General features: G+C 55.6%; 13 protein-coding genes and 3 tRNA genes. 8 read left to right on the top strand and 8 right to left on the bottom strand.

The window, feature by feature from the left end:
- Positions 1-45: 45 nt before the first annotated feature.
- Entirely contained in the window at positions 46-1,239 is a 1,194-nt protein-coding gene (gene punC, locus RDN66_RS00680; RefSeq protein ID WP_308537447.1) for a purine nucleoside transporter PunC, read from the top strand.
- A gap of 297 nt (positions 1,240-1,536) precedes the next feature.
- Positions 1,537-2,685 carry a cyclopropane fatty acyl phospholipid synthase gene (cfa, locus tag RDN66_RS00675; RefSeq protein ID WP_202215793.1) on the top strand — a complete coding sequence of 383 codons (1,149 nt, stop codon included), beginning with the start codon at positions 1,537-1,539 and terminating at the stop codon, positions 2,683-2,685.
- 42 nt (positions 2,686-2,727) lie between these two features.
- Here cfa and RDN66_RS00670 read toward each other — a convergent pair whose 3' ends face one another.
- Entirely contained in the window at positions 2,728-3,366 is a 639-nt protein-coding gene (locus tag RDN66_RS00670; RefSeq protein ID WP_035897539.1) for a riboflavin synthase, read from the bottom strand.
- Between the two features lie 251 nt (positions 3,367-3,617).
- Between RDN66_RS00670 and mdtK the strand changes: the two genes are divergently transcribed.
- Entirely contained in the window at positions 3,618-4,991 is a 1,374-nt protein-coding gene (gene mdtK / locus RDN66_RS00665; protein WP_202215794.1) for an MdtK family multidrug efflux MATE transporter, read from the top strand.
- A 76-nt stretch (positions 4,992-5,067) separates the two neighbouring features.
- On the opposite strand, the gene zinT is transcribed toward mdtK, so the two are convergent.
- On the bottom strand, positions 5,068-5,715 hold the full coding sequence (zinT, locus tag RDN66_RS00660) for a metal-binding protein ZinT (RefSeq protein ID WP_035897543.1): 648 nt from the start codon (positions 5,713-5,715) through the stop codon (positions 5,068-5,070).
- 278 nt (positions 5,716-5,993) lie between these two features.
- Here zinT and RDN66_RS00655 point away from each other — a divergent pair.
- The 3 genes from RDN66_RS00655 to RDN66_RS00645 all read left to right on the top strand — a co-directional run bounded on the left by RDN66_RS00655 (position 5,994) and on the right by RDN66_RS00645 (position 6,233).
- Positions 5,994-6,070 (top strand) — tRNA-Val (locus tag RDN66_RS00655).
- Between the two features lie 5 nt (positions 6,071-6,075).
- Positions 6,076-6,152, top strand: a tRNA-Val gene (locus RDN66_RS00650).
- A gap of 4 nt (positions 6,153-6,156) precedes the next feature.
- Positions 6,157-6,233: transfer RNA gene (locus tag RDN66_RS00645), tRNA-Val, on the top strand.
- A 115-nt stretch (positions 6,234-6,348) separates the two neighbouring features.
- On the opposite strand, the gene RDN66_RS00640 is transcribed toward RDN66_RS00645, so the two are convergent.
- Entirely contained in the window at positions 6,349-7,113 is a 765-nt protein-coding gene (locus RDN66_RS00640) for a DeoR/GlpR family DNA-binding transcription regulator (protein WP_202215795.1), read from the bottom strand.
- A gap of 125 nt (positions 7,114-7,238) precedes the next feature.
- Between RDN66_RS00640 and RDN66_RS00635 the strand changes: the two genes are divergently transcribed.
- Both RDN66_RS00635 and RDN66_RS00630 read left to right on the top strand, forming a co-directional pair.
- Positions 7,239-7,640, top strand: coding sequence for a hypothetical protein (locus tag RDN66_RS00635; protein WP_202215796.1), 402 nt, complete (start codon positions 7,239-7,241; stop codon positions 7,638-7,640).
- A 41-nt stretch (positions 7,641-7,681) separates the two neighbouring features.
- On the top strand, positions 7,682-8,200 hold the full coding sequence (locus RDN66_RS00630; RefSeq protein WP_202215797.1) for a phosphoribosyltransferase: 519 nt from the start codon (positions 7,682-7,684) through the stop codon (positions 8,198-8,200).
- An 82-nt stretch (positions 8,201-8,282) separates the two neighbouring features.
- Here the strand turns inward: RDN66_RS00630 and RDN66_RS00625 are convergent, their stop codons facing one another.
- The 5 genes from RDN66_RS00625 to RDN66_RS00605 all read right to left on the bottom strand — a co-directional run bounded on the left by RDN66_RS00625 (position 8,283) and on the right by RDN66_RS00605 (position 15,548).
- Complete coding sequence (locus tag RDN66_RS00625; protein ID WP_202215798.1) at positions 8,283-10,190, bottom strand: cation-translocating P-type ATPase; 1,908 nt, start codon at positions 10,188-10,190, stop codon at positions 8,283-8,285.
- Positions 10,187-11,257 carry a protease modulator HflK gene (gene hflK, locus RDN66_RS00620; RefSeq protein ID WP_202215799.1) on the bottom strand — a complete coding sequence of 357 codons (1,071 nt, stop codon included), beginning with the start codon at positions 11,255-11,257 and terminating at the stop codon, positions 10,187-10,189. Before hflK (RDN66_RS00620) ends, RDN66_RS00625 begins: the two co-directional genes overlap by 4 nt.
- The gene (gene hflC / locus RDN66_RS00615; RefSeq protein WP_202215800.1) at positions 11,254-12,255 is read right to left on the bottom strand and encodes a protease modulator HflC; all 1,002 of its coding nucleotides are present in this window, start codon (positions 12,253-12,255) and stop codon (positions 11,254-11,256) included. Before hflC ends, hflK (RDN66_RS00620) begins: the two co-directional genes overlap by 4 nt.
- Entirely contained in the window at positions 12,252-14,144 is a 1,893-nt protein-coding gene (hflK, locus tag RDN66_RS00610) for a protease modulator HflK (protein ID WP_202215801.1), read from the bottom strand. Before hflK (RDN66_RS00610) ends, hflC begins: the two co-directional genes overlap by 4 nt.
- 201 nt (positions 14,145-14,345) lie before the next feature.
- Positions 14,346-15,548 (bottom strand): multidrug effflux MFS transporter, encoded by a 1,203-nt coding sequence (locus RDN66_RS00605; RefSeq protein ID WP_202215802.1) that lies wholly within the window; start codon positions 15,546-15,548, stop codon positions 14,346-14,348.
- Positions 15,549-15,569 lie beyond the last annotated feature (21 nt).

Below are 15,569 nucleotides of genomic sequence, written 5' to 3'. Positions count from 1 at the left end.
TACACTCAGCGGCATTGTTTACTCATGATAAAAAGGGCGAAGTTTATGCAACCTGGGAAAGGATTTTTAGTCTGGCTCGCGGGATTGAGCGTATTAGGCTTTCTGGCCACCGATATGTACCTCCCCGCTTTTGCCGCCATTCAGGAAGACCTGCAAACGCCGGCTTCCGCCGTCAGTGCGAGCCTCAGCCTGTTTCTGGCAGGCTTTGCCGTCGCGCAGCTTTTGTGGGGACCGCTGTCAGATCGCTATGGTCGCAAACCTATTTTGCTGGCTGGGTTAACCATTTTTGCTATTGGCTGCATTGGTATGCTGTGGGTGCGCGATGGCACCACGCTGCTGGTGCTGCGCTTTGTACAGGCCGTTGGCGTCTGTGCGGCTGCGGTGACCTGGCAGGCCATGGTCACCGATTACTATCCGGCCCAGCGTACTAACCGTATTTTCGCCACCATCATGCCGCTGGTTGGGCTATCACCGGCGCTCGCCCCGCTGCTGGGTAGCTGGCTGCTGGCACACTTTGACTGGCAGGCTATTTTCGCCACGCTGTTTATTATTACGCTGCTCCTGATGCTGCCGGCATTCCGCCTGAAACCGGCGCACAAAAATCACGCCGCGAGCGAAGAGAAACTCACCTTTATGCGTCTGTTACGCAGCAAAGACTATCGTGGCAACGTGCTTATCTACGCCGCTTGTTCGGCAAGCTTCTTCGCGTGGCTTACCGGTTCGCCGTTTATTCTGCATGCGATGGGCTACAGCCCAACGGTGATAGGCCTGAGCTATGTGCCGCAAACCATCGCCTTCCTGATTGGCGGCTACGGCTGTCGCGCGGCCTTGCAGAAATGGCGTGGCGCACAAATGCTGCCATGGCTTTTGGTTATCTACGCGCTGAGCGTGGTGGGCACCTGGGCAGTAGGTCTGGCTGAGAATGCGTCTCTGACCGCCCTGCTGATTCCATTCTGCGTAATGGCTATTGCGAACGGCGCTATTTATCCGATCGTCGTCGCTCAGGCTCTGAAGCCTTTCCCGCAGGCTACGGGGCGCGCCGCAGCGCTGCAGAACACCCTGCAATTAGGGCTGTGCTTCCTCGCAAGCCTGGCGGTCTCTACGCTGATTGCGACGCCGCTGTTGACCACTACCAGCGTAATGCTGGTCACCGTGCTGCTTGCTGGCATCGGTTACAAAATTCAGCTGGCCGCACGCCGCGCTGAACGCGATATGGAACACGCCACTTCCCACGCCTAAACATCACCGATATCAATATCTCAGGAAATGATTAGGGCGCTAAGATTTTTAGTTGAATCAACAAACTTAGCGTCCTATACTGGATCCGCATCACATAAATAATATAGATTTAACTTATTAAGCGGGAGCAGGATAGCTTCCCGTTGGACCATGGATAGGCTTTCGGCAAGGGATACTTCCCTTCCTCTGTGCTACGTCGGATAGCAGGCTCACGAATTTCGTGAGATTTCTCACAAACCCATAAAAAGCGTCTACGCTGTTTTAAGGTTCTGATCATCAGGTCGGGATGGAGAAGCTATGAGCTCATCGTGTATAGAAGAAGTAAATGTACCGGATGACGACTGGTATCGTATCGTTAGCGAGCTGCTAAGCCGAGCAGGCATTGAGATTAACGGCAATGCTTCCTGCGATATTCAAGTCAAAAATCCGCGTTTGTTTAAACGTGTTTTACAAGAAGGTTCGCTGGGTCTTGGCGAAAGTTATATGGACGGTTGGTGGGAATGCGATCGTCTGGATATCTTTTTCGACAAGGTACTGCGCGCCGGATTAGAAACGCAACTCCCTCACAATATTAAAGATACGCTTCGCATTGCCGCCGCGCGTCTTTTTAACCTACAAAGCCGTAAGCGTGCCTGGCAGGTCGGTAAAGAACACTACGACCTCGGCAACGATCTCTTTAGCCGCATGCTCGACCCGTTTATGCAGTATTCCTGCGGCTACTGGAAAGATGCGCAGACGCTGGAAGCAGCTCAAGAAGCCAAACTGGACCTTATCTGCCAGAAATTACAGCTCCAACCCGGCATGAAAGTACTGGATATCGGCTGCGGCTGGGGCGGTCTGGCCGAATTTATGGCCAAAAATTACGGCGTGAGCGTTAAGGGCGTGACCATTTCAGCGGAGCAGCAAAAAATGGCGCAGGCGCGCTGTGAAGGGCTGGATGTCGAAATACTGCTGCAGGATTACCGCGACCTTAACGATCAGTTTGACCGCATTGTTTCCGTCGGGATGTTCGAGCACGTTGGTCCGAAAAACTATGACACCTATTTTTCCGTCGTCGACAGAAACCTGAAGCCCGACGGACTGTTCTTACTGCACACTATCGGCTCGAAAAAAACGGACAATAATGTCGATCCCTGGATCAATAAATACATCTTTCCGAATGGCTGTTTACCCTCAGTACGCCAGATTGCGCACGCCAGCGAACCTCACTTTGTGATGGAAGACTGGCACAATTTTGGCGCTGACTACGATACGACGTTGATGGCATGGCATGAACGCTTCCTCGAATGCTGGCCGGAAATCGCGGACAACTATTCTGAACGATTCAAACGCATGTTTAGCTACTATCTCAACGCCTGCGCGGGTGCGTTCCGTGCACGAGATATTCAGCTATGGCAGGTGATGTTCTCACGCGGCGTAGAGAGCGGTTTGCGCGTCGCCCGATAAATAAAAAGCCCGGAGCACACAGCCCCGGGCTTTTTTTTCTGCCTATTCCGCTTCAGCTTGCTGCTGTGCAGCTTCTTTTGCCGCCATCACGCGCTCAACGGTATCGACTACCGCCTGCGTTTGCGGATCAATTTCAATGTTGACGCGGTCGCCCAGACGTTTTTTGCCAAGCGTTGTGCGCTCCAGGGTTTCCGGGATCAGGTGGACGCAGAAACGCGTCGCCGTCACTTCACCGACCGTCAGGCTGATGCCATCAATACCGATAAAGCCCTTGTACAGGACGTACTTCATCAGCGTCGGGTCCTGAATTTTAAACCAGATCTGCTTATTGTTTTCAGAGGTCAGGATTTTAGAGACTTCAGCTGTGGTCATAATATGACCGGACATTAAATGACCACCGATTTCGTCGCTGAATTTCGCCGCGCGCTCAACGTTCACGAGGTCACCCTCTTTCACATCGCCAAGATTAGTGATGCGCAGCGTCTCTTTCATCAGATCAAAGCTTATCTGGTCGCCGTTAATTTCCGTCACCGTTAAACAGCAGCCGTTGTGCGCAACCGATGCGCCCGTCTCAAGACCCGCCAGCATGTGTTCCGGCAGCGCCACAACGTGGGTACGGAAGTTCGGTTTCTCATCAATGGACACGATTTTTGCCGTGCCCTGCACAATACCAGTGAACATGCAGTTAACTCCTGTTGATAATCATTACGGTACGTCTACCGATTCGTCTGCTACGCACAATAGCAGTTGATAAAACAGGTTGCTACCTTCCCCGCCGCTCCACCTATTTTTTGACTAGATTAAAAGCAAATCCTCGCTACAATGATGGAGCAAATCCTCTATTTATTCTTCTTGCTGCCGGTTAAGGCGGCTTTTCTGTCTCCCGTACCCAGCGTACGGCGAGAATAAATAACAACAATACAGGTGTTCACGTGCAGAAGTACTTTAGTGAAGCGCGGCAGTTATTAGCGCTGGCTATCCCAGTTATCCTCGCGCAGGTTGCCCAAACCGCGATGGGCTTTGTCGATACGGTTATGGCGGGTGGCTATAGCGCTACCGACATGGCTGCTGTCGCCATTGGTACCTCTATCTGGTTGCCAGCCATCCTCTTTGGTCACGGCTTACTGCTGGCCCTCACCCCGGTGATTGCCCAGCTCAACGGTTCCGGTCGTCGCGACCGAATCGCACAACAGGTGCGCCAGGGATTCTGGCTGGCGGGGCTGGTCTCCGTGTTGATTATGGTGGTGCTGTGGAACGCGGGATACATCATCCGCTCAATGCATAACATTGACCCTGCGCTGGCGGATAAAGCGGTCGGCTACCTCCGTGCCCTGTTATGGGGTGCACCGGGCTACCTCTGTTTCCAGGTTGCACGTAACCAGTGTGAAGGCCTTGCCAAAACCAAGCCCGGAATGGTGATGGGCTTTATTGGTCTGCTGGTGAATATTCCCGTGAACTACATCTTTATTTACGGCCATTTTGGCATGCCGGAACTCGGCGGCGTGGGCTGCGGTGTCGCCACCGCATCGGTCTACTGGGTGATGTTCTTCAGCATGTTCTACTACGTTCGCCATGCGGGCTCGATGCGCGACATCCGTAACAAAGAACACTTTGCCCGCCCAGATACGGCCATCCTGAAACGACTGGTCTCTTTAGGGCTGCCCATCGCGCTGGCGTTATTCTTTGAAGTGACTCTGTTCGCCGTGGTGGCGCTGCTCGTCTCTCCGCTGGGAATCGTCGACGTCGCCGGCCACCAGATTGCCCTGAACTTCAGCTCGCTGATGTTCGTACTGCCAATGTCGCTGGCGGCGGCGGTTACCATCCGCGTCGGCTTCCGCCTTGGGCAGGGCTCTACGCCGGATGCGCAGGTTTCCGCCCGCACCGGGCTCGGCGTCGGGGTGTGTATGGCAATGTGCACGGCGATTTTCACCACATTGATGCGCACGCACATCGCACTGCTGTACAACGACAATCCGGAAGTAGTGACGCTTGCCGCTCAGTTGATGCTGCTGGCAGCGCTGTACCAGATTTCTGATTCGGTGCAGGTTATCGGTAGCGGTATTCTGCGTGGTTATAAAGATACGCGTTCGATCTTCTTTATTACCTTTATCGCATATTGGGTTCTGGGCCTACCGTGCGGCTACGTGCTGGCGCTGACCGATATCGTGGTACCGCGAATGGGTCCGGCGGGCTTCTGGTGGGGCTTTATTATTGGTCTGACATCGGCCGCTGTGCTGATGATGCTGAGAATGCGTTTCCTGCAACGCCAGCCGGATGTGGTGATTCTTCAGCGCGCCTCGCGTTAACATTTCCAGGCGGCATTTCGCCTGGCCGGGCTACACTCAAAGGTAGCCCGGCCGAGGTGCAACGCGGCGCTACCGCTTAGTGGTGTAGCATCTCGTCTACCACCTGCTGTTTCGTTAACTGGAACGGATAATAGGTCGGCCAGTTATCCATTTCTGCCAACAGCGCTTCCTGAGACTGATTCCCCATAAAGATATGGAAATGACTGGACTTGCGCGGGCCAATAATATGGTCGCTGAACTGCACGAATTTCGGTGCCTCGCTCTTCGCGTCCTGGCATTCAAATAGATAGCGCACGCCCTTCTTGCCGGAGGTGTAAGTCAGGATTTTGTGCCCCGCGTAACGGTACTGGCAGGCACTCACCTTGTCACCCACGTGAAACTCCATGGTGCCGTTTTCGATACCAATCATATTCACATCGGTAGCATAGCCTTTACGGTAGTATTCTTTAATCTGGGCAAAGGTTTTACTCTTGTCTTTATTAGCCTTTTGCTGGAAAACCGGGTCGAGATCGCCAGAAAGCAGCAGTGCGTTAACCGACTCCCAAACGCCATCCCAATCTTTCAGTTCACGATCCTTAACATCGCTATCGCTAAAAACCCCCTCTGCCGCCTTTTGTTCTACTGCCGTGAGTGGTTGACCGTGGTCATGATGCCCGTGTGACAGCGCCTGCCCGCTGACGACCAGCGCGCCAACTGCCAGCGTTACTTTTCCCAGAAGTTTCATTGCTATTTATCCTTATATGATGTGAGAAAAAATGAGATGTTATATTATAACAATTCATTTCTCAACCACACAGACCTTCCTGTTTTGTCTATGCGTTCGGTCTTCAGAGTCGCGCCGTTGGGTAAATAAAATGCAGACAGATCAATGAATTTTATCAACCGCGTTAAAACGCGAGCAATGTGGGCAAAAGTTCTCCAGTCGGGTGAAATCACACATTTTCCTCTTGCCACCGACCGCCGCTGCCGCTAATATTCGTCCCCGTTGCCGCAAGCAACAATGCGTCTGTAGCTCAGTTGGTTAGAGCACCACCTTGACATGGTGGGGGTCGATGGTTCGAGTCCATTCAGACGCACCATTAATGCGTTTATAGCTCAATTGGTTAGAGCACCACCTTGACATGGTGGGGGTCGTTGGTTCGAGTCCAATTAAACGCACCATTATGCGTCTGTAGCTCAGTTGGTTAGAGCACCACCTTGACATGGTGGGGGTCGATGGTTCGAGTCCATTCAGACGCACCATTCCGCTTTATCTCCGAATTTTCTTACCGCTATCCCCTATCGAGTTGATTCATCACGCAGCAATCTCGCGTCATGACGTGGGAAGATATTTTCACCTCCCCACTACAACGATTCGCTACTCCGCTGTTTCAATACGAATTGTGCTGTTGTCGAAATCTGTAGTCACCGTTTCAGGACTTACCACCATCACATCAATCTCGTCGCAGGGAACCACTTTGTAGCGGGCCACCTGAGACATTTTTTCTGCCGTGACGGCGACAATGACCTCGTTACTCTGCGCGATAACCTCTTTCTTAAAGCACGCATCTTCATAGTACACGGCACTCAAGCCAGCCTGCTGATCCAGCCCGCACACCCCAATAAAAGCCTGGTCGAAGACCATTTCGCGTACCAGATTTACCGTATCTGAACTGAGCGTACTGCCGGTTTTCGGATTCACCTTACCGCCGAGAAGTATCAGTTCTCCGTTCGTTCTGGCCCCTAATGCCGCGGCTATCTGCGGGCAGTTAGTGACTATCGTCAGTTCAATATCCTCGGGAATAAACGCCGCCATCGCCAGGTAGGTCGAACCTGAATCAATAAAGATGCAAGATTCCGGCTTCAGCAGCTCGGCACATTTCTTACCCACCAGCGACTTTTCACTGACGTTCTGTTCAATCCGCGTGGCCAGCGAACTTGACGCAATAAGCTGACTAACAGCGCCGCCGTAGACCTTCTTACACACCCCTTTTCTGGCGAGTTCCTGCAGATCACGGCGAATAGTGTGTTCCGAGACCCCGAGCTGCCGCGCAACATCAGCGCCAATCACCCGACCAGTGGTCATCAATAGCTGATGAATAAACGCCTGTCTCTGGTCAGGTAAAGCATCATAATCAATCAAGAGAATCTCCAATAACCGAGCAACATATTGCACAATCTATCACAATGTATCATAGTGGCGCTATCTTTCAGGCCGTGCTGAAAAGCTTAGCCGGACAAAATTCTCCCGATAACCAGGAGCATCGCGTGCACATCACCTTATCTCAGGGTCTCAGCGCTTATCTACAGCAGCTTGAACAGCGAACGCATACCTGGTTTATCGCCCAGGATATCAACGCAACGGAAGAGATATTTATCCGCTATTACTACGAAGCGCGACGCGGCAGCCTGAAGCCGCTGTATGCGCAACTGATGCAGCATGCCAGTGAACATCAGCTTGCCGTTCAGCCCGCAATCACTGACTGTCTGACCCGCGTGGTCTCTGGCATCGTACCTGCATCAGGGCGCGCCATTCGCCTGATTCTGGGGATGCTGACCTACTGGCTCTCGCAATATCACTGTGGTCAACATCGCGAGTTACCCGAGACACGAGAGGCTCGCGATATCATCGCGGGGATCTTACACAACCAAGTGATTTCAGTAGGCTGACCCTTTATCTCAGCGCTTATCTTTACCGACCAGGAGTTCAAATGAGCAATCAACCTATTGGCAAAATTATCCTCGATGAAGCCGCCATTGCCTCCGGCGTGCGTCAGGTCGCCGCACAGCTAAACCGTGATTTCAGCGATGCGGTCGTGATAACCGTGGTTCCGGGCGGAATACTGTTCACCGCAGACCTGACCCGGCAGTTAGATTTTGATATCAGCATGGACTATATTTCATGCCCTCATACCCCCGGTGAGCGGCATAACGACTCAACCATCGTCTATCACCAGAATATTGATATCACCAACCGGCATGTCATTCTGATTGACGACGCGATTGAATCCGGTGGCACGATGAAACGCCTGGTCGCGCACCTGGCAGACAACTATCACCCCGCTTCCGTTTCGGTTGCCGTACTTTTTGTGAAGCCCGGCCGCGTCGCGATCCCGGTCAAACAATACTACGCCTATGAAATGGAAAGTGACTGTCTTCTGGTTGGCTACGGGATGCCGTGGGAGAATAAATACCGTAACCGGCCGAATGTCGCCCGACTGATAAAATAGATCCCGTCTGAGCGTTGGTTTTCTTTACCCATTAGAAAGACGCGTGGCAAAGACCTTTTGCCACGCGTCATTTAGGTTGGCTTTAGTCAGTCTCATCAAACTGCAATAACCGGCCGGTATTGAGCAACACCAGCAACGTGCTCAGGTTATGCAGCACCGCCGCAATCAGCGCCCCGGCGGCACCCAGCAGACCCATCGCCGCAGCGGCGACAATCAAAATTGTCCAACCGAGCCCGATAAAGACGTTTACCTGCAGCGTGGCGCGGCATTTGCGGCTCAGCCGAATCGCCGTGGGTAAACGCCTGAGATCGCCACCGGCAAGCACCACGTCTGCCGAAGCCAGTGCGATGTCAGCACCGTTACCGCCCATCGCAATACCGACGGCCCCCGCTTTTAATGCCAGCGCATCGTTGATACCGTCGCCCACCACCATCGGCCGCCAGCCTTCATCCACCATGTTCTGAACCTGACGCAACTTTTCTGCCGGCAGCGCTTCACCCGCAAGTTCATCAATGCCCGCCTGCTGCGCCACGCGCTCAGCAACGGACATCCGATCGCCGGTCAACAACTGCACACGGCCAATACCCAGCGATTTAAGTTCGTCAACGACCGCGGGCGCTTCGGCACGCAGCGTATCATCCAGAAGGAACCAGCCGAGGAACACGCCGTTCAGCGCCAGGCCAACGACCGGCCCTTCATGCGCTGGCAACGGTGTCGTCTTGACGCTGTAGCGCGTAAAGAGCGCCTGTCGCCCCAACAATGCGATGCCGTCATCGGTCGTCGCCACAATCCCCACGCCCTGAATCTCTTCGACATCACGAAGTGCGTGCCCGCCGGTATCAGATAAGGTTTCGGCCAGTACCCGGCTAACCGGATGGTTACTGGTCGCCCCCAGCGCCGCCGCAAGCGCAAGCGCCTGCTCGCGAGGCATCTCGGTTACCAATAGCGCATCGACAAAACTGAGTCGGCCCTCGGTTAAGGTACCCGTTTTATCGACAATCAGCGCATCAACATCCGCCAGTTCTTCAAGAAACGCCGCGTTGCGGATCAGAATCCCGTGACGCGCGGCCACGGCAATGCCCGCCATCGCCGTGGCGGGCGCTGAGAGCACCAGCGCGCAGGGACATGCCGCCACCAGCACCGCCAGCATCGCCTGGCTGTTGTAGGTTAAAAACCAGGTGGTCGCCGCAATCAGCAGCACCAGAATAAGATAGTGACCGGCATAGCGCTCAAGCATACGGGTGATCGGCGGTTTTGCCTGCTCAGCGTCCTTCATCAGCGCGATGACTTTGCCGAGCGTCGACTGGTCGCCCGTGTGGGTCACTTCAACGCGCAGCAGACCGTTCAGGTTAATACTGCCGGCAAAAACGTTCATACCCGTTACGGCTTCAACCGGCACCGACTCACCGGTGATGTGCCCCACGTCCAGACTGGCCTGCCCGGAAAGTATGCGCCCGTCAGCAGGGAGCCGGTCACCGGCTCTCACCTCAACCACCTCTCCAGCACGCAAATGCTGGCTATCGATCAACTCCATCTCGCCGTCTGCCCGCACGCGCCGCGCCTGGCTATGCGTCAGTTTACTCAGCCCGGCGATCGCCTGCCGGGTTCCCATCACGCTTCGCTCTTCGAGGATATGACCGAAAATCATGATGACCGGCAGCAGCGCAGCGGTCATTAAATCCCCCAACGCCCACGCCCCCAGCATGGCCAACACCACCAGCAGGTCGGTCACGCCATGCAGGTCAGGGTGCAGCAAACTGTGCCATCCGGCACGGAAAACCGGCACCGCCACCAGCAGCCAGGCCACCCCGGCGAGAATGTCGCTAATGCCGGGCTGATCCGGCGCAATGGCTCGCCAGAGCAAGCTGAGCAGCAGCAGACCAATGGTTATCATCGTAAGCGTAAGCTGGCGCTGCATCCGCCGCTGTTCCTCGGGGGTTTGCAGATTGCCGCTAAAATGGATATGCCCGTGGCTACACTGATGACTCATGGTTGTTTCTCGCTATTGGTCGGCGTGGCAGGCTGAGCCGGTAGCCCCTGCAAAATCAATCGACTATCGTCACCGGGTGCGACGGTAATCACCTGTCCCGCCTGGGCCAGAATACGGGTCACTTTATCGCGCCAGATACGCTGCAACAGCCCGCCATCGAGCCCCGCACGGCGAGCGTCGGCCAGTTGTGTAATGGTTTGGGTATCCACGTTGGCCTGCGCCAGTATTTCCTGACGGCTAGCCTCAGCCTGCTGGAGCGTGCGGTCCGCCTGCTGCTGCGCCTGTTGGGTTCGCAATGCCGCGGTGGTGCGGGCGCTGGCAACGGCCTGCTCCGCCTGCTGCCCGGCGGCCAGCACGGCGTTAAACGCGGCGACGGCATTTTCCGGCAGCGATGAGGTGATATCCACGCGTTCAATACGAATGCCCGGATCGTTGCCCCCATCAGCCAGCTTCAGCAGGCTTTGCGTCATGGCCTGTTTAAAATCGCTGCGCAGCTGGATGCGTTCCTGCGCCGCATGGCTGTCATTTTGTAAGGTCTCCGGGCGAGTAACCAGAATGGAGTCGAGATCGCGCCCCACGCAAACCACTGCCGCCGCCCGCTCCGTCAAACGGTCGATCAGCGGGTCAATATGCGGTTGCTGTAGCGCAAACTGTACCGGGTCGCTCACGCGCCAGAACACCCGCACATTAAGCTGAACTACGCCCGCATCGCCGGTTAACAGATAACCGGCCCCCGCCCCAGCGTCGTTGTCACGATCCCAACTGTTAATCTGGCTCAGCTGCTGCTCGCGCTGTAATGCCAGCACGTCGCGTTCCAGTATGCGCTCTGCGCCCGGTACCCGTTCTACACGTTCAATGGGATACGGCCACGCAAACAGCAACCCGGCACCTTCAACCCGAACGGGCTTGCCGAAGCGATAGACAATCGCTCTGCTGTCAGGCGCAATCTGGTAAATACTGGAAAACAGCCACGCGCAGGCCGCCATTATCGCCGCTGCGTAAAGGGTGAAAAAAGCTATCCGGTACGACTGCCCCCAGGGCGTCGCCTTTGGCGATTCGCGCATCATGGTTTGGCACTCTCTTGTAACTGCTCCGGCCCTTGCACCAGTGCCTTAAACGGTTCTGCGTCGGTACGCAGCACCAGCCGCGTGTTGCTATTCACGATGGTGCTCAGCGTATCCAGTGAACGCAGCAGGCTATACAGCTGCGGGTCGCTGGCCCAGGCTTTACCATAAATAGAGGCCGCGTCGCGTTGCGCATTGGCCATAATCGTCGCCGCTTTTACCGAGGCGTCCGCTTCCACAATACGCCCATCGCGATCCGCCTGAGAATGAATCTCCGCCGCCAGACGCTTGCCTTCCGCCGTCCGCTCTGCGGCGATGGTTTCACGTTCAGCACGCATGCGATCGACGGTAGCGTTTAGGGTGACCGCCGGAAGCGTCAGCCGCTCGATGCCGGTCTGAATCACCTCAATACCATAGCTGTTGAGCAGTTGGCTTTTCAACTGCGCTTGCAACCCCTGCTCGAGCTGGTCAATTTTGACCTTGTTACGATCTACGTTGACGATATCCGCCAGCGCGTAGTTACTGGTGGTGGTTTCCAGCGCAGAACCAATAAAAGTCCGTATCTGACGCGCCGCTTCATCCGGCTGATTCTGCACGGCGCGAATAAAGCGCAGCACATTGTTATCATCCGGCTTCACCTTCCAGATAACCCACGCCTGCACCAGTACGCGCAGACCGTCCCGGGTTCCCACATCCTGCAAACCGCTGGAGGTCGAGCGCACGCGCAGGTCGACGTTAATCGGCGTTTCAAACGGTGCCGGTAGACGCCATGCCAGACCCGGCGACAGCAGCACACGCTCCGGGTTACCAAAACGCGTAACGACCGTCGCACTGCCGGCGCTCACGTTGAGCAGACAGGCCGTCAGGACGGCAAGCGTCAACAAAAAGGCCGCAATACCGAGGCGCAGCGCCCGCTTATGCCGCAGCGGCTGGGGCGACGACATCTGACGCATGCCGATTTTTTCCGTCGGCTGCGGAGGAACGATTGAATGGATCTTCATGGTTTGCTGGCCTTCTGTGGTGCGGTGCTATCCGTAAGCGCGGGATACTGGCGCATATCGAGGACGGGTTCATTCGTGCCCTGGAGATGGCTATCCAGGATTAATAACGGCGTGTGCGCCAGCGTCTGGCTAAGAATGTGGTAACGACGCTCAAGAATAAAGGCCTGACCGGCCTGCTGCCAGGACTGGCTATCCGCGGCAAACTGCACCGCAGCGGCCCGGGCGCGCGACAGGTTTTCTGCGGCAAAGGCCTCGGCGCCATTCTCGCGGGTTCGCGCATTTTGGCGGGCGTTGATCGTCACCGTAGCCGCATAACCCCGTTCACGGGCTACTCGTGCGCTGGCGGCAATTTGCGCCGCCTGAACGCCGTGATAGGCATCAGCGGCCCCCGCTGGCGGATGAATAGCTTCAATACGGGTAGAAAGCAACTCGACACCGGTATGCAGCGCCGTTAAACGCTGCTGAATTTGCTGATTAAGCGCGGTCGCCAGGCTTGCACGTTGCTCATTAAGCAGTTCATCGAGCTGCTTACTGGCAAACTCCGCCACCAGCACCTGGCGGGCAATGCTGCGCACCAGTACCGGGAGATCCTCTGCCTGATACTGGCTGTTTAGCGCATCCTGATTGCTCAACCCTACGCGCCAGATAAGACGAATATCCATATTCACTATCTGAAAACTCTGGTTATCTGCCGCCTGGCTGGCGATCACCTGAGATTGATCGGTCAGGTGGCTGCTGTCCCATAGACGCCAGCTGTTTTGTGGTGCCGGGCCTTCTGCGGTATCGGGCTCTGCTCTGCTTGCCTGTTGCTCTGGTTCGTCGCTCAGCCGCAGTTCGTGTACCGCGCCGAATTCCACGGCGCGCACCCGACCAAACGGCCAGGGCAATCCGGCGTGCAGCCCTGGCGAAAGCACCGCCATCGGTCGGCCAAAGCGTTCGTAAATCCCTCGCTGATGCAGCGGCACCTGCGTCAGACCGCTCAATAACCAGCCGACAATGGCCAGACCGAGCACAACCGGTAGCAAGGTTTTCCCCATCAGGCGAAAGGCCTGAACCTGGCGAAGATCGATACCGAAACGTTGCTCAAGGGTATTCAGCACCAGAGTCAGGGGCCGCAGCGGCCAACGATACTGGGCGGCAAACAGACTACGGGTCAGGAACCGCGGAGCAAGGTCTGCTGAAAGCGGCGACGCCATCACCATTATCGTGCGCAGGAAATACTCCAGCGCCACCAGCAGAATCATCAAACAGCCCAGCTTGATAAGCCACAGCGTTAGCGTCGGCGAATAGGTGACCAGCAGCAGCGCAGCAGCAAGCAAAACCAGCAGGCTGAGCATCATCCGCGCCAGCCCGACATACTCCTGCTGATAGCGCCAGTGACGCAGCGCTTTATAGCTAATCGTGCGCTCAATCACCAGCAGGCCAAAGCTTAATGCCAGCAGCACGCCGGGAATGACGCGGCTAATTGCCATATCGGCTTCGCTGGCGGGACTGCGGTCGGCAAGGCCCGCGATAGCAAACGCCATCGCCAGTAGCGACAGCACGGCGGGCATCGCCAGATTTTGCTGGAAATAGGTCCACCAGGTCTGGAGTGCTGGCGGTATCGGCAACCACTTGTTTGCCACCGTCGCGGGTTCGCCCTCCGGCGTAGGTGGTGGCGGGTTTTCAAAACGAATAGCGTTATCAACGAAAGCTAGTGCGACCAGCGCCACCGCCAGCAGCAGGCGAAACGCGGGCAACCAGATGCCCGTGCCGGCAATCATCGAGAGAAAGGCGTAGATCAACCCGACCAGCATCAGCAGGCCAGCGAGAGAGATTTTGATGATGGTAAGACGCAGAAGCAGGCGGCTACGTTGAGCGCCCTTCGGCAATAATGGTGGTAATGACACCCTGATGCTCCCAATGGGCTCGCCTGACCGGCTGCAACACATAAGGTAATAGCAGGAATGGCAAACCGACGCGAATTTTTGCGTTACGATATAACATCATGGCAATATACAAAACAGAATATAATTAGCCGTCGGAATCATTTTGGTATCAATATGTAACCGGATGTTCCGTACGGCTTTTCACGTCTGAACTCGCAGGCCCTACCCGCGCTTTCCCTTCATCACCATCACAAAACACAGCAGCGTGAACGCCATCATAATCCACGCCATCGCCCACGGTGTGCCGTCGCTAAAGAAAGACAACAGCAACGAAGAGACAATCCCGCTGCCGTACTGTAATGAGCCAATCAGCGCTGAGGCGGAGCCCACCATATTTCCGGGTACGGTATCCAACGCCGCGGCGGTAGAAGCAGCGGCAACAATGCCGTTCATCGAGAAGAAGATAAAGATGGTCAGCATCATCATCAGCATCCCACCGAGGTGCATTTTCACCGACAGCGCCAGCACAACGGTCGCCAGCGCGGCCACGCAGGACGCTATGCGCAGCAAAGTATGCAGCGGGTGACGCTGCACCAGACGGCGGTTCACCGAGCTCAGCGCCATCACGCCGACAATATTCACCGCAAACAGCCAACCGTAATGCTGCGGGTCAACGTGGTAGTAGCGGATATACACAAACGGAGAACCGGCAATAAAGGCGTACGCCGCCACGTAGAAAAAGCTCACGCACAGGGTGTAACGCATAAATTCGCGGTTTTTTAGCAGCGTACCGTAATTGCCAAAGGCGCTGCTGATTGGCGTCGTCAGCCGCTTTTCCACAGGCAGCGTTTCCGGCAGCCACCAGAGGGCAATAAACATCGCCGCCCCCATCACCACCAGCAGCCAGAACACCATTCGCCAGGAGGCAACGGTAACAATCTGACCGCCCAACAGCGGGCCGATAACCGGCGCAATGGCGCTGATAATCACCAGCGTTGAAAGCATCTGTGCGGCGCGTGTACGCGCATAAAGGTCGCGAATCATCGCGCGCGCCAGCATCGGCCCGGTACAGGCACCAAACGCCTGGAACACGCGCCAAAACACAATCTGCGGCATATCACTCGACAGCGCACAGCCCGCAGAGCCAATCACAAACAGGACCATCCCGATAAACAGCGGAATGCGACGCCCGATACGGTCGCTTATCGGCCCCCAGACCAGCTGAGCAAAGGAGAAACCAATCAAAAAACCGGTAATCGTCAACTCGACATTACCCTGAAGCTGCGCGGCCATCATTGGCATCGCAGGCAGATAAATGTCAGTAGAAAGGGAAGTAAACGCCATCAGCGCGCCAAGAATGACGATGAAAAAGACGCCGGAAGTGGCAGCACGTTTATTCGGTGCGGAATGTTCTGTTCGACTCATAATATCCTGGAAAAAGAAGAA

The organism is uncultured Kluyvera sp., assembly GCF_902485085.1.
Taxonomy (GTDB): domain Bacteria; phylum Pseudomonadota; class Gammaproteobacteria; order Enterobacterales; family Enterobacteriaceae; genus Kluyvera; species Kluyvera ascorbata.
Note: the sequence above shows the minus strand (reverse complement) of the source record. Positions and strands in the feature narration are given on the sequence as shown.